Origin of the sequence: Mucilaginibacter flavidus, assembly GCF_024055575.1 — a bacterium.
GTDB classification, from domain to species: Bacteria; Bacteroidota; Bacteroidia; order Sphingobacteriales; family Sphingobacteriaceae; genus Mucilaginibacter; species Mucilaginibacter flavidus.
The window spans coordinates 256717-274171 of record NZ_JAMXOE010000002.1 but is presented as its reverse complement, the minus strand read 5'-3'; the positions used below and the strand labels follow the sequence as shown (position 1 = coordinate 274171).

Sequence of the window (17455 nt, the reverse complement as noted above, 5' to 3'; positions counted from 1 at the left end):
GGATAATACAATAGCGGGGTTACTACTGTTTATAATAGGTTATAATTAACATGATAAGTATACTAAAAAAATCATCACGACTAACAAATCTTTTCCCGGGATTAATAATTGTTTAAAGTTTACTTATGATACAGGTACTTCAATTATAACTACAGTTCCTTCGCCGGGTGCGGTAATGTACCTTATTGTGCCTTTTAAATACTCAACACGTGTGGCAATGTTCTTAAGGCCGATTCCCGTAGAACTTCCCGCTTCGCCGGTATCGAACCCTATCCCATTATCGGTAATTTTTGTTGTAATACCTTTGCTGTCCCTGTTTAATACAAGGTCGAGGCGGGTTGCTTTTGCGTGTTTAATTACGTTGTTGATGCTTTCCTGTATAATACGGTACAACATGGTCTCCACATTGCTTTCCAGTTTGTTTTTAAAGCCGGTTGCCTCCAGCGTTACTTTCAGGCTATCCGAATCAATTTTCTCAATAAAGCTTTTCAAATCAGATGCTATGCCCGAGCGCAACAGCATGTTGGGCATCATCTGGTGCGATATGGTACGCACTTCTTTGCAGCTTTCGTCAACCAATGCAAGGGTGTTTTCTGCTAAAAACCGGTCTTCTTCTCGTGCTATGGTAATTCGCTCAAATAAACCACTCAGGTTCATCTTAACAGCGGAAAATAGCTGCCCAACACCATCGTGTAAATCACTTGCTATGCGTTTGCGCTCGTTTTCTTCAGCATCAACTATCGCTTTTGTAAGTATGTCCTGCTGCTTTAGCATTAGGGCCTGCTGGTTGGCCCGTTGCTTAAGTTTTTGACGATTATAAAACAAGGCCGCCACGATACACGAAAGCAGGAAAAGACCTGCTATGATGCCAATTGTTTTATTACGGCTGGTGATAGACAGCTTTTGAATTGTGTTTTCTTTATTTAGCAGTTTTATTTGCTGCTCCTTTTTTTCGGTTTCGTATTTTGCGGTTACCTCCGTTATTTTTTCAAAATTGGCTTTTTGGGTTAAAGTATCTTTTGCATCCATCCACTTTTCGTGGTATTTCAAACTTGCCTTATCGTCGCCAGTTTGCTTGTAATAGTTGTACAAACCTTCGTACGATTCCATGATATGCTGCTGGTATTTCTCGGCCAGCGCGGCATCCAAACCTTTTTCAAGGTATATTTTAGCCTGCCGATATTGTTTTAGCTTCAAGTATGCGTTGCCGATACCTTTGTACAGTGAACCCATTTCGCGCTTTGTATCCAGTTTCTTAAACCAATCTTCGGCCTCTAAAAAATAAACCAGGGCTTGTTTGCTCTCATTTTGCTGTAGGTACGTTATTCCAATCTCTTTATCGATAAAGGCGATATACAGTTTATGGTCGGCTTTGATAAAGGCGGTGCGGGCTTTAAGCATGTATTGAACAGCCTGTTCAAAGTTTTTAGTCCCTGGCTCATAAATTTGTTTGTTACGGTAAGTTAGCCCTATGCCGGCTAATGATTGTGCTGCGGCAAGCTTATCGTTTATTTTGAGCCTGAGCTGGTATGTTTTTTGATACATTGCCAGTGCCTTATTAAACAAATGCAACTGGTTATAATTGTTTGCCAGCAAAACCAGTGTTTCAGCACTTCCGCCAAGATTATCTACTTTTTCATATAAATCGGCCGATTGTTGAAAATAAACTATTGCATCGCTTCCCCTGCCTTGCACGCGTAGCAATATGCCATAATCAGAGTAAATTTCTGCGAGGCCCTCGCGGTCGTTAATCTTTTTATAGATAGCTATAGCTTTTTCATAGTCAACCTTAGCCGAATCGGACTTTAATATGTTTACCAGTATTTGGCCGCGGTTATAGTAGGCATCAGCCTCGCCTTTTAAATATTTTACTTTTTGGCTCAGGTTAAGCGCCTGGTTGGCATAAGTAAGCCCCCTATCCGTATGGCTATTCATAAACCGCTCCGATAGCTTGTTATAGATATTAACCCGTTGGGTATCTGTTTTGGCAGCAGGGAGTAGTTTTAAAAGGCTGTCGGTAATTTTGTTTTGTGCCGGCGCAATTGATGGCAATAGCCATAGCAGCATGATAAGCTTTTTCATCAGTTAATAGTTTAAACCGGGATTCTGAAACAGTACGGCACACCGAGGGGGGAATAGCGCGATAAAACAAAGTATTAATTTGGTTTGAACTCAATTAATACTACTCCACTGCGCTAACAATGCACCCATAATTTATTACTAAAGATATACAAAAGATATTTAAAATGATACGTGCTGCACGGTATTTTAAAATACGTAATAACCACATATTTGGCTATAATACAGTAAGTTATGCTGTGTTTTTTTTACATGATCCCCAATATACTACATATGTATTATTGATAGCCTTTGCTATTAGTTGTTGCTTAGCACTATCAAATAATAACAAATAATAACAATCATTAACAAATCACAAAAACAAAAAAAATGAAAAAAGTATTTACATTGGTTATCGTAATGCTGGTGGCATTAACCTCCTCAAAAGTTTTCGCTCAATCAAGCGACTACAAAAAATTCAGCTTAGGTATCGGCCTTGAAGGTGCATTGCCTGTTAGCGGTTTCAGCAGTGTTTATTCGGTAGGTGGTGGCGCAACCTTACGTGCAGCTATCGGCCTTGATAAATCAAGCGCGGTAACTTTAACTTCGGGCGTTATTGTATTTGCGCCAAAAAGTGGCATTGGCGCCGGTTTAAAGGCCCAAGTTAACATCCCGGTTAAAGCAGGTTACCGTTATATGTTCAGCGACAATTTCTACGGTATAGGTGAGGCCGGTATCACTTTTGCGAAAATCTACGCGTCAAACGGACAGGGTGGTTCAATTTCGGCAACCGGCTCCGAATTTACCTATGCTCCGGGTGTTGGTTTATTGCTGGGTGGCTTCGACGTAAGCTTACGGTACGAAGGTTACAGCAGCTCGGGCTTTTTAGGAGCACGTGTAGGTTTCAACTTTTAATCAATCAGGCGGAATAGAAACGCAAAATATTGCTGCTCTGCATTTAAAGCCCGCCAAAAAGAGCTTATTGCGATGAATACCATTGTTTTATTAATAATAACATTTTTCGTGATGGGCCTAGGGTCTTTCAAAAAAGATCCGGGCCGTTAAAAGTTCAAATAGTAAATAAGCTGCTTCGTAATTACGGGGCGGCTTATTTATACTATTAAATAAGTAAGTTTATATCATTAATGCCGTCAGGCCATTAAAACAACCTGGTTATGAGCGTAAGAATAGCCCTTGTAGATGATAAGCGTATAATTCGGAACACGTTGGCCGAACAAATCAGCTATTATAAAGAAATTACTGTTGTCTTCCAGGCGAATGATGGCAGCGAATTTTTAGAAAACATGAAGGCACTTGCTGCGGATATGCGCCCGCAGGTAGTTTTAATGGATATTGAAATGCCGGTAATGGATGGCATTGAAGCGGTAACAATAGCTAAGGAAGTTTACCCCGATACCCATTTTTTGATGCTTACTGTTTTTGATGACGACGAGAAGCTATTCGAAGCCATTAAGGCCGGGGCCACAGGTTATTTATTGAAGGACGAAAAGGTGTCGAGCATTGTGAAAGCCATTACCGAAATAGTTTTTGAAGGCGGTGTGCCCATGTCGCCACGTATTGCTCGCAAAGTGCTTGGCTTACTGCGTAATTCGCCAGATGATGCTGCCCCCGCAGCTGAAAATGAAGAAGAAGCCCATACGCTATCCACCCGCGAACTTGAAATTTTAAACCGCATAGTAGATGGGCTAAACTATCAGCAAATTGGCGAGCGGCTGTTTATAAGCCCACATACTGTGCGTAAGCATATTGCCAATATTTACGAAAAGCTTCACGTGTCAAACAAAGCTTCTGCTATTAAGATTGCGATAAGAAAGAAATGGTTTAGTTAGAGGTTGTAAAAGTTGTAGTGGTTGTATAGGTCGAAGAAGTGCAACTATTTTAACATCAGGCTATTTTTTAACATTTACAACACTTACAACCTTTACAACTATATTTACCTATCATGATTATCGTAATTCAATGTACCGACCGAGCCGGGCTGGTAGCATCTGTATCGGCTATTTTGGCCAAAAACCTTTTTAACATTGTTTCGCTGCGCGAATATGTGGACCAGGCCGAAAACCTGTTTTTTATGCGGCTGGAAGTTTCTGTCGGTGGCGACGAATCGACGCTGGAAAAGCAGTTGCGGAAGGTATTGCCCGATGATGCCAATATTTTAATTAACCCGCTGCCCGAGAAAAAAGTAGTGGTAATGGTAACCAAAGAATACCATTGCCTGGCAGATATTTTGATCCGGAATTATTTTGGGACGCTCGGTGCTACTGTACAATGCGTTATCGGCAACCACAATGTGCTGCAGGATATATGCAGGCGCTTTGATATGCCTTTTTACTTTATATCGCACGAACAGGTGAGTAAGGATGAGTTTGAAGGAAAAATAGCTGACACTGTAGAAAAATATAACCCCGATTATATTGTACTTGCCAAGTTTATGCGCATACTATCGCCAAAACTGGTGGCTAAGTTCCCTATGCGGATTATTAATATCCACCACTCGTTTTTACCGGCATTTATTGGCGCCAGCCCATACCGGCAGGCGTTTGAACGCGGCGTGAAGCTGATAGGGGCCACCGCCCATTTTGTATCAAATGAGTTGGACGAAGGGCCGATTATCGCGCAGCAAACAATCCCCGTAAACCACTCATTTACCGCTGCGGATATGGTAAAGGCCGGTAAAGAAATTGAAACATCGGTACTGGCCAGGGCATTAAAGCTGGTATTTGAGGACAGGGTGTTTGTTTATAAAAATAAAACAGTAGTGTTTGAATAATCTTAGCCCAACGCTTTTACCTGTTATATAATGCGGTCGGCAAGCCATCGAGGCTTAGCATATTTTTTTCTTTTTTGTAAGCATCCAAACCTTCCTCACCTTTATTTAGTGCCCATTTCTGCATTTGGTCGCGCTCGCCTTCATAGTTGTAAAACGGAACGCCAAAACCACATGATGTTTGCACCTTATCAATATCGGCTACTATAATTTGCCTTGTGCCCAATACTAGTTTAAAATGGGCCGTTAACAATTCCCATTCTGCATCGCCCGGCAATACAGTATAGCCTTTTCCATATAGGCGTAAAATGTTAGGGGGGCCGTCAAAAGCACAAAACATAAAAGTAATGCGGCCATTCTCCAACAAGTGCGCCGATGTTTCGTTCCCGCTGCCTATCACATCCATATAGGCGACCCTGTTGGGCGAGAAAACATGAAAGCTATCCATTCCCTTTGGCGACAGGTTAACATGTCCATCAGAATCAAGTGGTGCAGTGGCCACGAAAAACATCCTTTGGTTCTCTATAAAAACCTTATGCTGGTTTAAAATATCATCAAAAAATTTGCCCATAAAATAATTTGAATTGGTAAATAATAAATAAAGTTAAGCCAATTCCGGTTTGATGTTGTCCTTCACGCTCGATTTTACAAATATTATACAATGATTAAATTTAAGTTTTGCGTTTTGGAGTTTTATATTTGAGAAACCTCATAGTATGGATCAATCGCCCAACTCCCGTCGCCAATTTGTAAAAAACACCGCCGCCGGTTTAGGACTGCTTACATTACCCTGGTTATTAAACGCTCAGGGTAATATCGCGGCAGCAAAAAAGAAGATTGTTTGTGTTGGCGGCCATCCCGACGATCCTGAAAGCGGCTGTGGCGGCACATTGGCCAGGTTGGCTGCACAAGGGCATGATGTTACTATAATTTATTTGACTACAGGCGAGGCTGGTATCCCCGGCACCGCGAACGATGAGGCTGCCAGGATACGCAAACAGGAAGCTATCAATGCCTGCAAAATTTTGAATACCAAACCCATTTTTGCCGGGCAGATTGATGGTGCAACCATTGCCGATAACGCTGCTTTAAAACACTTGCATACATTAATAGCCGATGAAAAACCCGATGTGGTATTTACTCACTGGCCAGTCGACAGCCACAAAGACCACCAGGTTGCCAGCCTGCTGACCATGCAAACGTGGGTGCGCTCGTCCAATAAATTTACGCTCTATTTTTTCGAGGTATGCACCGGTGAGCAAACTATGATTTTTATGCCTACCGACTATGTTGATATAAGCGATACCCAGGAACAGAAAAAGAAAGCCGTATACTGCCACACCAGCCAGGACCCTCCGGGGATATATGCCTGCGGCCATGCTTCGATGGAGGATTTTCGCGGTCGCGAAGCGGGAGTTCGGGCAGCTGAAGGCTTTGTGCGGATGACTGGCAAGGGGATGGGAATGATAGTCCTTTAGAGGAAGTCGAAAGTCTTGAGTCAAAAGTCTTGAATCGAATGCCCGTTTTTTATATTGGATTTTAGGCACCGACATAGTTCCCTAATTTCTACATTCGATATAAGCCATCATACCCCCGCAGGATTCGGCAACAACTACAATAATCCCAGTAATGAGTACTATGTAACTTTTTTATTGCAATAACTAAAAAAATAGTTATAACTAGAAATATAGTTATATTAGCGTTCGAAATAATTAACTATTTATTGTTTTACGGACGTAACCTTGCCTGCCTAAATGCGAAAATTATCTTTACTGCTCCTGCTTGCTATCATTACTATTGCCACTAAAGCGCAAAACCACGGTGTTGTAAAAGCCATTATTCTTGATTCAGTAACACACGAACCGGTTCAACTTGCCACTGTGTCGATCCTGAAACTACAGGACACCTCGCTTATTTCGTATACAGTTACTGATAAAAACGGTGTATTCGCATTGCACAACCTGCGTCAGCAAACATCGCGACTGCTGATATCGCACGTGGGGTATAAGGGGCTACGCATCAACGTTGATTTTAGCAAAGGCGAAACCGTTGATCTTGGCAAACTGTACCTTTCGGCTAAAATGTTGCAGGAAGTAGTGGTAAAAGGCGAACGTATACCCGTTATCATGAAAAAGGACACGATTGAATTTGATGCTGAAGCATTTAAAACCCGTCCCAACGCGCTGGTTGAAGATTTATTGAAAAAACTGCCCGGCATGCAGGTGAGTGTCGACGGGCATGTAACTGTTAACGGTAAAGAGGTATCAAAAATAAAGGTTAACGGTAAGGACTTTTTTATAAACGACCCAACTATAGCTACCCGTAACCTGGAGGCCGAAATGATATCGAAAGTGCAGGTTTACGACGACCGCGAAAACGACCCCGACCATTTGCAGCCCGATTACCAGGTTAAAAAAATCATCAACCTTAAGTTTAAAAAGGAATTTTTAAAAGCTTTTCTTAGTAATATGGGTGTTGGTGCAGGCACACAGGACAGGTATACGGCATCTGGCTTTTTCGCCAAATATAAAGACGACCTGCAAATTGGCGGCAGCGTTTACAGCAACAACCTTAGCGGAACCGACTTTTCGGGCCTGACTATCCGGATGCCGGGTCTAAGCGGGTTTAACGGTCAGGGCGGCGTTTCAAAAATTACAGTGGGTTCGGTAAGTATTAACAAAAACCTAAGCAAAAAGGTCACCCTGAACATAAACTACGAGTTTAACAACCACATTATTGATAATATTTCAGCCTCGAAGCAGCAGCAGTTTATTGGCGACACTACGTTCCTGACATATTCGAATAGTAAAAAACACGATGATAATAACGACCAGCACATGCATACGCAACTGGAATGGAAACCAGATTCCGTAACCACGTTAAAGTTTGAACCTGATTTAACGTATGGCTACAACAGCAGCAATAGCCTCAGCAGCTACTCAAATTCAAACACATTTATACCTTTAATTACCACAAATGCGAACGGTGAGCATGGCACCGGCAACACATTCCAGTATTAGCATAACATCAACTATTATCACCGGCTTAACAAAAAGGGGGCATCGTTAACACTTAGTAACGCCATAAGCATCCACCCCGAAAACAACCGGGATTATAATATCAATAACCTTATATCGTACGTAGCAGCCTTGCAATCAGACACTACCGACCGCTTTACAAAAAACACCAACAGGGCAATAAGCGAAAACATTAGCGCGGTGTACCATTACCCCATAGGCAAAAAGCTTAGTGCCGACTTTATACTGGCGGGTAACCATAACCGCAACGCCGGCGATTTATTTACTTATGATAAAGATTTGAACACCGGTTTGTACACCATATTTCTGCAAAACCAAAGCAGCAACCTGATACGCAACCAATGGCAGCAAACATTTTTGCCACAGCTAACCTATAATTTTACCGATGAAGTGTCGCTTAAGCTGGGTTTGGGTTCGCAGTTCAACCAAATCAATAATCAGTTCAATACTTACGCGGCAACAACGCTCAATCAAAATTACTTTTACCTGCTACCGGTGCTTGAATTGCGTTTGCAGAAATTCAATATCAGTTATAGCGATGATATCAGGCAACCGTCAATAAGTGATATGCAACCGGTAACCATTGTTTACAGCCCTATCTATAGTTTTATCGGCAACCCCAACCTTAAGCCTTCCCGGTCGCACAACCTGGGGTTTAATTACAACAATTACCATTCTGACAGCCAGGTTGCAATAGGTATAAACTCCCGTATTACTGTTGAAACCAACACCGTTATCCGCGAAAACTTTGTAACTGCCGATGGCGCTAAAACGGTACGCCCTGTAAACCTGAATGGCAGCTTTAACAGTTATTTGAGCGGGTATTTCAGCAAAAACTTTAAAAAGCAAGGTAACTGGCAATTTGGTACAAGTACCAGTTTGTCAGGTGCAATTGGGCACTATTTTTTCCAGGTTAACCAGCAAAACGGCTATCAAAATACTAAAACCGTTACTCTAAGCCAGGATTTTGAAGCCACTTACGTGGACGTATTTGCGTTTAGGCCGCAATACAGTATTAACCCTGCCGTTACAACCTATCAAAATGTTAATTATAAAAGCACATCCTATACTATGCAACACGCTTCGTTTAGCTTGTACATTTTTGTGCCGCAAAAATATACCTGGCTCGTTGATTACGCCTATAGTTATAACCCGCTGGTTGCACCCGGCTTCAGGCGTAATTCAAACCTGTTGAGCCTTGCTTTAACCCGCCGTATCCAGAAAAAAGAACGCGGCGAACTAAAGCTAACCTGCTACGACCTTTTAAACCAGAGCGTAAATTCCGTACACTTTGCATCCGGTAATACCATAAATGATACGCAAAGCTTACTGTTGCGGCGATATTTTATGTTTAGTTACACTTATCATTTTAAGGATTTTAGGTAATGTGAATGTGTAGTCACCGATGTAAAAAATCAACTACTCATCCATCAATCTAAAAAAACACTTGTCGACTTAGCATTTTACCTTCTATCTTTAACCGACCAATTGTACCATCATGTTAAAGCATATCCAAATAAAATTCTTTTTGCTTGCAGCGTTGTCGCTAATGTTGATTTCAAATATAACAGCCGCCCAAAATCGAAGGTTTAAACCAAAACCTCCGGGCGTTCCGTCCGAAATACAGTTGACACCTTACAAAACCACCATGATTGCCGATGGAAAGGACGAAACCATCATCACCATAAAAATTATAGACAGTAAAGGCGATGTGATTAAGGATGTGGCGCTACCGGGAACATATAAAGTAATTGGGGATGCAAAAATTGTACACATAAGCGATGGTACAATACCAAACAGTTTCACCGGCCTTGATAAAACTAACGATACCACCTGGAAATCTACCCTAAAAAGCGGCACCGAAGTAAGGTTACGCACCGGCCGTACCCGTGGACGTGTAAAATTTGTGGCCCAGGCCGACAGCCTTTTCCCGGGCTCGACCGAAATACATACCGTGCAACCGGGAACCCCGCATGTGGTAACTACAGATAAATACCAACCAAAAACAACAAATGATAAAATTATTGGCGCCGATATTTCCTTTTTGCCGGAACTGGAAAGCCGGGGAATGAAATTTAGTGAAAATGGAAAACCCGGCGATGCTATCGAAATTATGAAGCAGCATGGGTTTAACTATATCCGCCTGCGCATATTTAACCAACCGGCAAACCCGAAAGGCTACTCGCCCAAAAAAGGTTTCTGCGATTTGGAACACACCAAAGCTATGGCCAAACGGATAAAAGCTGCGGGTATGAAATTTCTGCTCGATTTTCATTACAGCGATTATTGGGCCGATCCTCAGCAGCAAAACAAACCTGCAGTATGGGCTGGCCAGGATTTTGAAACGCTTAAAAAATCGTTGTTTGATTACACCGCCCACGTGATGCAGCAACTAAAAGACCAGGGCACCGCGCCAGATATGGTGCAGGTGGGCAACGAAATTAATCACGGTATTGTATGGCCGGAAGGAGCAATTAATAACCTCGACAGTCTTTCGCAATTGCTGTACCAGGGTGTAAAGGCGGTAAAAGCAGTTAATCCATCAACCATTATTATGTTGCATATTGCTTTAGGTGGACAAAGCGCCGAGTCGCAGTTCTTTTTAGATAATATGGCCAAACGCAATGTGCCGTTTGATGTTATCGGCCTGTCGTATTACCCAAAATGGCATGGTACACTGGACGATTTGCAAAAAAACATGGCCGACCTTGCCAAGCGGTATAACAAACAGGTAATGGTTGCCGAATACTCACAGCTAAAACAACAGGTTAATGATATTGCGTTCACAGCGCCCGGCAGCAAAGCAGTGGGCAGCTTTATATGGGAGCCGTTGAGCACCTGGGAAGCTATCTTCGACCGCGATGGCAAAGCAAATGCGTACATGAATGTATATCCTGGGATTGCAAAGAAATACGTTGGAGGAAAATAGCTAAAAGCTGATGGCTAAAAACAAATGGCTTTTCGATTTGGTCTTTCAGCTTTCAGCATAATTTACACAAACCTGTATTGCAAAACAGCCGTAACAAAAGGGGTTAGCAGCTTAATATCGTGTTTGATATTTAGGGGAATTTCAATAAAATCGCCGGCGCCTAGCGTGAAAAGTTCATCGCCCACCGTACATTCGCAACGGCCTTTTAGTACAAACAGGCTTTCATGAAATTCGCCGTGTTCTTCTTCGGGCACATCGGTATTGCCGGTCATCAGCATTTGTCGTACAATGGCATCGTCGCGGATAACATTTACTGTAAGGTCCTCTGCGGGCGCATCAGGGATTAAATGTGCAAAGGCGGCTAACCAGGGCCCCGGGTTAGTTGAGTGCCTTAAAACAGGAAGGTCATTTACATTTAACGCAACATTATTAAACCCAATGGCCGCGAGTATATTTTGCTTTAAATTATTGGTGGGTTCTACAGCAGTTATGGCAGAAAGTTCTTCGAAAGCCAGTTCAACGGCAGTTAGTTCGGTTTTAATTTCAGGATAAAGCATAGTCATTTGGATTAAATATGCCTGCTCCCCCTCATCAAGGAGGCCAAGGCAGTATTGTTCCAAAACACCGCTTTCAATATACTTTTGAACATCCATTAATTAAAACTCCTTTTCTGTTTCATCGCATTGCGAATGCTGGTTTTTACTTTATCCACAGGCCTGCCCAACATTTCGGCTACTTCATAAACCTTGTAACCCTGATGTATCATATTTAGTATGGCCATATCGTCTGCTGCAGCCGCACCTTCTGTTGCTGTATTATCCCGGTTATTTGCCGGCGTAGCTTTATTTTTTGTAATGCAAAGGTATTCAACGCTTTCTGATCGTGCAAGTTGCAGCGCCCATGTCAGGAACGTAAGGTTGCTTTGTTTAAACTGATGTATATTTTTACAAATTCGTTTAAAGGTTTTGTCCAGCAGATGTTCAGCTGCTTCAGCGTCGTTCACTATCCGGATGATGTACCCATACAACCTGGCCGAGTAGCTCTCGCATAAATGCTCGCAACCTCTTGGGTCACGTCGTAAAAGCAATTCGACTAAAACGGGCTGTGTACTGTAATTATTATCCAAAATATGGTATGCTGTAAATAACTAACCTGTAATGCAGGCATTAAGAATAATACTGCGATGAAGATATGAAAACTAACTGCATTTTTTAAAACTTAACGTTTTTAAAGCATTCCGCGGGGGAATAGAAAGGTGAAGAATCGAGAGCCAGGAATCAAGGGCCGGCAATCAAGATAAAAATTGTAGGGCGTGAATAGCGTATCAATATTTTAGCCTTCAATTAGACGTTATTATAAAGATATGTTTAGTTTTGATAATTGAGCAATGAAACCTGGGTTACAGTAGCTTTTTTAAACTCTTGGTTCTTGACTCTTGAATCTTTAACCTATGAAGTTTAGAACTGCCAGGCATACTAAAAACTTGAACCGTATTATCGATTTTTACGGCCGGGTTTTGGGCTTAAAAGTTTTAGGCGAGTTCAGAGACCACGAAAATTATGACGGGGTATTTTTAGGCCCGGAAGGAGCCGACTGGCACCTTGAGTTTACCACCTCCAACGTTGCGCCGGCGCACTACCCGGATAATGACGACCTGCTTGTTTTTTATGCCGAATCGGTTGAGGAATTTAACCGGATAAAAGAGCGGTTTATTGCAAACCATGTACGCGCCGTTGCTCCCAAAAACCCATACTGGAAAAATAACGGAATTACTTTTATCGATCCCGATGGCTTCCGGATCGTGATTTCGGTATTGCGGATAGTGCCGAAGAACTTGTTAAATAAGAAGTCTTAAGTCGAAAGTCTTGAGTCAAAAGTTTGGGAGCTAAAACAATTCTGCCAAATTCCTATTGTGCTATTAAACACACCTCACCATGAACAGGACTATCGGAATTGTATTAATTATCATCGGCGCCGCTATGCTGATATGGACGGGCTTTAGCTATACCAAAAAAGAAAAGGTTGTTGACGCCGGCCCGCTGCAAATATCTGTTAATAAACAAAAAACCGTTAACTGGCCGCCATATTTGGGCGGCATATTGTTAATTGGGGGGATTGTGGCTGTGGCAACGGCTAAGAAAACGTCGTAAAAATCCTAGAGACACAATACTTGTGTCTCCCACTGACAGGTAACGAACTTTATTTATCTTCGCAGGAGACACAAAGTATTGTGTCTCTACAAAAAATGGCATTTGATTTTCGCCTAAAGGTATTTTACACAGTTGCAACCAGGCTAAGCTTTACCAAAGCTGCGGCCGAACTGTTTATTACCCAGCCCGCTGTTACCAAACATATTAAGGAGCTTGAACAACAATTGAATGTGCAACTGTTCCTGCGCAATGGAAGCAGCATAGTTTTAACCACCGCCGGTAAAATATTGCTGCAGTACGCTGAGAAAATATTCCAAACCTATACCGAACTGGAAACGGAGCTGGCCCAGTTAAACAAAATGGAAGCCGGTACGCTGCATATTGGCGCCAGCACCACCGTAGCCCAAACGATATTACCTAAAATACTGGCGTTGTTTAAAAAGACCTACCCTGAGGTAAATTTTACATTTATTCAGGGTAATACCGATGTAATAACCCAGCTGGTTTTAGCCGAAAAGATTGACATTGCCATAGTAGAAGGCGCGGCCCACTATCCGCAAATTGCCTATGCCCCTTTTGCCAAAGACGAGATTGTTTTGGTGACACGCGCCAACAACCAGCTATCAAAAAAAGCCGAAATAAGTCCCAAACAATTATTAAACATTCCATTGATACTTCGCGAGGCAGGCTCAGGTACGTTGGATATTATCTTCAATGCCTTAAACGATGCCGGTATCAACCCAAAAGACTTACAGGTTGAGATACGGCTGGAGAGCAGCATCGCCATAAAACAATACCTGTTGTATTCTGAAACGGCTACGTTTTTGTCGATACAATCCGTTATCAGTGAGTTGAAATATAATGAGTTGACAGTTATCGATATTAAAGGCCTCGAAATTTTCCGCACGTTCCAGTTTATACAATTGCATGGCAAAAATTCAAAGCTGATTGATTTGTTTAAACGATTTTGCTTGACGACGTATAACTTGAAGGCATAGCCCCTTGTTATTCTGAACAAAGTGAAGAATCTTATATAGCTGTCAGATATACGCCAGATTGGTCGTTGCCTACCTGGAACACGTGAACATCGCATGTACAAGATTTTTCACTTCGTTCAAGAAATAGTTCTTCGCTCTCGCTCACAATGATAAAACCTGATACTGCGCCACATAACTTAAAGTAATCGCCAATTACTATTAATCATTGGTCTGTGGTTATAATAACCGCGACCTTTAGCCATTATTTCAATGGTACTTTTATGGAACTTATAACTACTGATATTTGCATTATAGGCGCAGGCCCGGTTGGTTTATTCGCTGTTTTTGAAACCGGTTTGTTAAAAATGCGCTGCCATTTAATTGATGTGCTACCACAGGTGGGAGGCCAGCTTTCTGAAATATATCCGCAAAAACCTATTTACGATATACCCGGCTTCCCAACCATTAACGCCCAGCAACTGGTTGATGGCCTGATGGAACAAATTGAACCGTTTAAACCCACCTTCTCATTAGGCGAACGCGTTAACGAATTACAACAACTGGAAGACGGCACTTTCGTAACCACCACCAGCGACGGCACTATAGTGTACAGTAAAGTAGTGGTAATAGCCGGCGGCCTTGGTTGTTTTGAGCCCCGCAAGCCAGCTATCGACCATTTGGAAGAATTTGAAGGCAGGGGCGTTGCCTATATGGTAAAAAATCCTGAGGCCTACCGTGGCCGCAAAGTGGTGCTGGCCGGTGGCGGTGATTCCGCTTTAGACTGGACAATCTTTTTGGCTGATATTGCCGAAGAAGTTACGCTTATCCACCGCGGCGATACATTCCGTGGCGCGCCTGACAGTGCCGAAAAGGTTTTTGAATTGGCCAAACAGGGTCGTATTAACCTGGTATTGCAAGCCCATATAAAAGCAATTAACGGCAATGGGCATTTGCAGGAGGTGGAGATAGTCGACCGTGAAAACCAAATATCAACAATTGCCGCTGACCATTTGATACCACTCTTTGGTCTTACTCCAAAACTTGGCCCAATTGCAGAATGGGGGCTGAATGTAGATAAATCAGCGATAATGGTTGATACGTTGGATTACAGTACCAATGTAAAAGGCGTTTATGCAATTGGCGATATTAATATTTATCCCGGTAAATTAAAGCTGATTCTATGTGGTTTCCATGAAGCCGCACTGATGGCCCAAAGCGCCTTCAAACTGGTTTATCCCGACCAAAAATTGAGCTTTAAATATACAACAGTATACGGGGTAACTGCCTTTTAAATGTAGAGACGCAATATTTTGCGTCTAGGACCAAAAATTTTTAACGGTGCGGTCTAAACTATATAATTTCCTTCAGAGACGCAAATATTGCGCCTCTACAAAAATTGAACATGATTAATTTAACAATTGAAGACAGGGACGGCACGCGTCGCCCCGTCGAAATACCCGAAGATATAAGCCTGAGCCTGATGGAGGTGCTAAAAGCAACCGACCACCAGATATTAGCAACCTGCGGCGGTATGGCCCTTTGCGCCACCTGCCACGTGCAGGTTGTGGAAGGTCCGGAAAAATATTTTCATCCATCCGACCAGGAACTTGATCTGCTGGATACACTACCCGATGCATCATTTGACAGCCGCCTGGCCTGCCAGTTGCGCATTAATGAAGATATGGATGGGATGGTATTCAGGATTAGGGGGGAGGAATAAAGGAATGGAGACTTACGAAGTTTTTAAAACGTAATAAGTCTGAAGATACCGCTATCTTATATAGGTAATAATATCCTGCAGCCCCTCAGGATTATTCTTATTTGCTTCTATCCGCCCCAGTCTTCCATAAACAAACGATTTAAACAGGTCGTTTGCTTCCGGCAAATCGTTTTGGGCTTTTTGCCTGGCATTAAACATTAAAGCCGCCGGAGTGCGGATCAATCCGAATGGTATACCCCACCAGCCCAATAAGGCTGTTTTCATTATCGCATTATTGTTCTGTTTGTTAAGGCAACGCGGACAGGCAATTTTTACTTCCTTGCTTTGATGCGTAAAAACGATAAAGCTCATCACATTCGAAACAATGGTGGCATTCAGCTTTTCACCGGTGCCCCCGCAAATCGGGCAAGGCAGGTTACGCATAGTTTCTACATAGTCGGCAAGCTCTTCTGCGCTTACTTCTTTGGTCAATACATCGGCGGCTTTTACTACATCTGTTGTGAGGCCGCGCCGGATTATTTCCTGTTTCAGCAATTCTAAAGCCTCTGGCCGTAATCTTGCGGCTTCTTCGCTGGCTATGCGCAATAATTTTTTATCGTCGAACTGCTCGTAGTTTTTGCGTAGTTGCTCAAGATTGGGTATCATTTGGCTGTATATATTGATTTGTTTCGTGGCCAAAAGTAGATAAATACTTATAAACTAAAGGGTGCCAAAAACTTATCCTCCTAATAATTTGCAATTCCGATAAATTGATATACTTTTAATATCAATTAAATAAAGTATATCATTATGGCAAAGGAAGTAAGCAAAATTGCCGACAAAATAAGACAGGTGCAAACCACGCTTGCCGTAATCAACGGCAAATGGAAGCTACCTATTTTATTGTCGATGTATTCCGGCGTTTCCCGTTTTCGGGATTTGCAGCGTAATATTCCCAATATTACCACCCGCGTACTTTCAAAAGAGCTAAAAGATTTGGAGGCAAGTAAGCTTGTCCTACGCATTGTATATGACACCCATCCAGTATCTATCGAATATAAACTCACCACCTACAGTTTTACGCTTACCCCCGTGGTAGACGAAATGATAAAATGGGGCAAACAGCATAGTAAAGGAAATTTGTAATTTTGGTTTACATTTTTCTATTCTGATTATGTTTCAAAAATTACGCCAGATACCCAAGCCGCTGGATGGCGAATTTCCGCCGTACGCCATAATGTATATGAAGCTAATCCCGAATGACGGACTGGTTTTACAACATTTATGGGATAATTTCGTCGCGGCAAAAGAGTTAATATACAGCCTGCCGGAGAAAATGCTTTACCATCGTTATGCTGAGGGCAAATGGAGTATTAAGGAAACGCTGGTACATATTGTTGACGATGAGCGGATATTTGCTTACCGCGCCCTGCGCTTTGCCCGTAACGAGCAAAATAACCTTATCGGTTTCGACCAGGACAGCTACGCCATTTACTCAAAAGCCGATGAGCGCGATCTGGATAATATTTTTGAAGAATATGAATTGGTGCGCAAATCAACCATTGTACTTTTCAACGGCTTGCCCGAAGATTCGTTTATGCGGATTGGCAAAGGCACAGGCACTGCCAATAATGCCAGCGTACGAGCCCTTGCCTATCACATAGCCGGGCACGAACAGCACCACATTAACCTGATAAAGGAGCGATACATTCCAACGTTCGCCGGATAAATCCATCAATCCTATTTTTCTTTCCACCATTCAAAATCCTAAAATCCAATCAATCCAAAAAATCTTAGTTAAAATTTCAGTTTTTCT

Annotated in this window: 19 protein-coding genes; 14 read left to right on the top strand and 5 right to left on the bottom strand. The window is 42.4% G+C overall.

The annotated features are described in order from the left end of the window. Positions 1-123: 123 nt before the first annotated feature. A complete protein-coding gene (locus tag NAF19_RS05560; protein WP_252788825.1) occupies positions 124-2082 on the bottom strand; it encodes a tetratricopeptide repeat-containing sensor histidine kinase in 1959 nt (652 codons plus the stop codon). 366 nt (positions 2083-2448) lie between these two features. On the opposite strand from NAF19_RS05560, the gene NAF19_RS05555 reads away from it, so the two are divergent. The 3 genes from NAF19_RS05555 to purU all read left to right on the top strand — a co-directional run bounded on the left by NAF19_RS05555 (position 2449) and on the right by purU (position 4849). Then, on the top strand, positions 2449-2973 hold the full coding sequence (locus NAF19_RS05555; protein ID WP_252788824.1) for a hypothetical protein: 525 nt from the start codon (positions 2449-2451) through the stop codon (positions 2971-2973). A gap of 260 nt (positions 2974-3233) precedes the next feature. Further along, on the top strand, positions 3234-3908 hold the full coding sequence (locus tag NAF19_RS05550) for a response regulator transcription factor (RefSeq protein WP_252788823.1): 675 nt from the start codon (positions 3234-3236) through the stop codon (positions 3906-3908). 113 nt (positions 3909-4021) lie between these two features. Further along, positions 4022-4849, top strand: coding sequence for a formyltetrahydrofolate deformylase (gene purU / locus NAF19_RS05545; RefSeq protein ID WP_252788822.1), 828 nt, complete (start codon positions 4022-4024; stop codon positions 4847-4849). Between the two features lie 16 nt (positions 4850-4865). Here purU and NAF19_RS05540 read toward each other — a convergent pair whose 3' ends face one another. Further along, positions 4866-5417: a pyridoxamine 5'-phosphate oxidase family protein gene (locus NAF19_RS05540; RefSeq protein WP_252788821.1), complete on the bottom strand. Its 552-nt coding sequence runs from the start codon at positions 5415-5417 to the stop codon at positions 4866-4868. 145 nt (positions 5418-5562) lie between these two features. Here NAF19_RS05540 and NAF19_RS05535 point away from each other — a divergent pair, with 145 nt between their 5' ends. The 4 genes from NAF19_RS05535 to NAF19_RS05520 all read left to right on the top strand — a co-directional run bounded on the left by NAF19_RS05535 (position 5563) and on the right by NAF19_RS05520 (position 10813). Next, the gene (locus NAF19_RS05535; protein ID WP_252788820.1) at positions 5563-6324 is read left to right on the top strand and encodes a PIG-L deacetylase family protein; all 762 of its coding nucleotides are present in this window, start codon (positions 5563-5565) and stop codon (positions 6322-6324) included. Between the two features lie 276 nt (positions 6325-6600). Then, complete coding sequence (locus NAF19_RS05530; RefSeq protein WP_252788819.1) at positions 6601-7866, top strand: carboxypeptidase-like regulatory domain-containing protein; 1266 nt, start codon at positions 6601-6603, stop codon at positions 7864-7866. A 6-nt stretch (positions 7867-7872) separates the two neighbouring features. Further along, positions 7873-9270, top strand: coding sequence for an outer membrane beta-barrel protein (locus NAF19_RS05525; RefSeq protein ID WP_370362852.1), 1398 nt, complete (start codon positions 7873-7875; stop codon positions 9268-9270). 112 nt (positions 9271-9382) lie between these two features. Further along, positions 9383-10813 carry a glycosyl hydrolase 53 family protein gene (locus tag NAF19_RS05520; RefSeq protein ID WP_252788818.1) on the top strand — a complete coding sequence of 477 codons (1431 nt, stop codon included), beginning with the start codon at positions 9383-9385 and terminating at the stop codon, positions 10811-10813. Positions 10814-10875: 62 nt separating this feature from the next. Here the strand turns inward: NAF19_RS05520 and NAF19_RS05515 are convergent, their stop codons facing one another. Both NAF19_RS05515 and NAF19_RS05510 read right to left on the bottom strand, forming a co-directional pair. Further along, a complete protein-coding gene (locus NAF19_RS05515) occupies positions 10876-11466 on the bottom strand; it encodes a cupin domain-containing protein (RefSeq protein WP_252788817.1) in 591 nt (196 codons plus the stop codon). After that, complete coding sequence (locus tag NAF19_RS05510; protein ID WP_252788816.1) at positions 11466-11939, bottom strand: RNA polymerase sigma factor; 474 nt, start codon at positions 11937-11939, stop codon at positions 11466-11468. Before NAF19_RS05510 ends, NAF19_RS05515 begins: the two co-directional genes overlap by 1 nt. Before the next feature lie 324 nt (positions 11940-12263). On the opposite strand from NAF19_RS05510, the gene NAF19_RS05505 reads away from it, so the two are divergent. From NAF19_RS05505 to NAF19_RS05485, 5 genes are all read left to right on the top strand, one after another. Beyond that, positions 12264-12668, top strand: a complete 405-nt coding sequence (locus tag NAF19_RS05505; RefSeq protein ID WP_252788815.1) for a VOC family protein — start codon at positions 12264-12266, stop codon at positions 12666-12668. Positions 12669-12747: 79 nt separating this feature from the next. Continuing rightward, complete coding sequence (locus NAF19_RS05500) at positions 12748-12963, top strand: hypothetical protein (RefSeq protein WP_252788814.1); 216 nt, start codon at positions 12748-12750, stop codon at positions 12961-12963. Positions 12964-13058: 95 nt separating this feature from the next. Continuing rightward, complete coding sequence (locus tag NAF19_RS05495; protein ID WP_252788813.1) at positions 13059-13961, top strand: LysR substrate-binding domain-containing protein; 903 nt, start codon at positions 13059-13061, stop codon at positions 13959-13961. 260 nt (positions 13962-14221) lie between these two features. After that, positions 14222-15232, top strand: a complete 1011-nt coding sequence (locus tag NAF19_RS05490) for an NAD(P)/FAD-dependent oxidoreductase (RefSeq protein WP_252789284.1) — start codon at positions 14222-14224, stop codon at positions 15230-15232. Between the two features lie 110 nt (positions 15233-15342). Continuing rightward, the gene (locus NAF19_RS05485; RefSeq protein WP_252788812.1) at positions 15343-15660 is read left to right on the top strand and encodes a 2Fe-2S iron-sulfur cluster-binding protein; all 318 of its coding nucleotides are present in this window, start codon (positions 15343-15345) and stop codon (positions 15658-15660) included. Positions 15661-15711: 51 nt separating this feature from the next. On the opposite strand, the gene NAF19_RS05480 is transcribed toward NAF19_RS05485, so the two are convergent. After that, positions 15712-16305, bottom strand: coding sequence for a hypothetical protein (locus NAF19_RS05480; RefSeq protein ID WP_252788811.1), 594 nt, complete (start codon positions 16303-16305; stop codon positions 15712-15714). A 144-nt stretch (positions 16306-16449) separates the two neighbouring features. Between NAF19_RS05480 and NAF19_RS05475 the strand changes: the two genes are divergently transcribed. Further along, on the top strand, positions 16450-16785 hold the full coding sequence (locus tag NAF19_RS05475; protein WP_252788810.1) for a winged helix-turn-helix transcriptional regulator: 336 nt from the start codon (positions 16450-16452) through the stop codon (positions 16783-16785). Positions 16786-16813: 28 nt separating this feature from the next. Next, positions 16814-17368 carry a DinB family protein gene (locus NAF19_RS05470; RefSeq protein WP_252788809.1) on the top strand — a complete coding sequence of 185 codons (555 nt, stop codon included), beginning with the start codon at positions 16814-16816 and terminating at the stop codon, positions 17366-17368. The last annotated feature ends 87 nt before the right edge of the window (positions 17369-17455 follow it).

Coding starts and splice junctions, on each gene's coding strand:
- NAF19_RS05560 (WP_252788825.1), bottom strand. CDS start 2,082: ATGAAAAAGCTTATCATGCTGCTATGGCTATTGCCATCAATTGCGCCG.
- NAF19_RS05555 (WP_252788824.1), top strand. CDS start 2,449: ATGAAAAAAGTATTTACATTGGTTATCGTAATGCTGGTGGCATTAACC.
- NAF19_RS05550 (WP_252788823.1), top strand. CDS start 3,234: ATGAGCGTAAGAATAGCCCTTGTAGATGATAAGCGTATAATTCGGAAC.
- purU (WP_252788822.1), top strand. CDS start 4,022: ATGATTATCGTAATTCAATGTACCGACCGAGCCGGGCTGGTAGCATCT.
- NAF19_RS05540 (WP_252788821.1), bottom strand. CDS start 5,417: ATGGGCAAATTTTTTGATGATATTTTAAACCAGCATAAGGTTTTTATA.
- NAF19_RS05535 (WP_252788820.1), top strand. CDS start 5,563: ATGGATCAATCGCCCAACTCCCGTCGCCAATTTGTAAAAAACACCGCC.
- NAF19_RS05530 (WP_252788819.1), top strand. CDS start 6,601: ATGCGAAAATTATCTTTACTGCTCCTGCTTGCTATCATTACTATTGCC.
- NAF19_RS05520 (WP_252788818.1), top strand. CDS start 9,383: ATGTTAAAGCATATCCAAATAAAATTCTTTTTGCTTGCAGCGTTGTCG.
- NAF19_RS05515 (WP_252788817.1), bottom strand. CDS start 11,466: ATGGATGTTCAAAAGTATATTGAAAGCGGTGTTTTGGAACAATACTGC.
- NAF19_RS05505 (WP_252788815.1), top strand. CDS start 12,264: ATGAAGTTTAGAACTGCCAGGCATACTAAAAACTTGAACCGTATTATC.
- NAF19_RS05500 (WP_252788814.1), top strand. CDS start 12,748: ATGAACAGGACTATCGGAATTGTATTAATTATCATCGGCGCCGCTATG.
- NAF19_RS05495 (WP_252788813.1), top strand. CDS start 13,059: ATGGCATTTGATTTTCGCCTAAAGGTATTTTACACAGTTGCAACCAGG.
- NAF19_RS05490 (WP_252789284.1), top strand. CDS start 14,222: ATGGAACTTATAACTACTGATATTTGCATTATAGGCGCAGGCCCGGTT.
- NAF19_RS05485 (WP_252788812.1), top strand. CDS start 15,343: ATGATTAATTTAACAATTGAAGACAGGGACGGCACGCGTCGCCCCGTC.
- NAF19_RS05480 (WP_252788811.1), bottom strand. CDS start 16,305: ATGATACCCAATCTTGAGCAACTACGCAAAAACTACGAGCAGTTCGAC.
- NAF19_RS05475 (WP_252788810.1), top strand. CDS start 16,450: ATGGCAAAGGAAGTAAGCAAAATTGCCGACAAAATAAGACAGGTGCAA.
- NAF19_RS05470 (WP_252788809.1), top strand. CDS start 16,814: ATGTTTCAAAAATTACGCCAGATACCCAAGCCGCTGGATGGCGAATTT.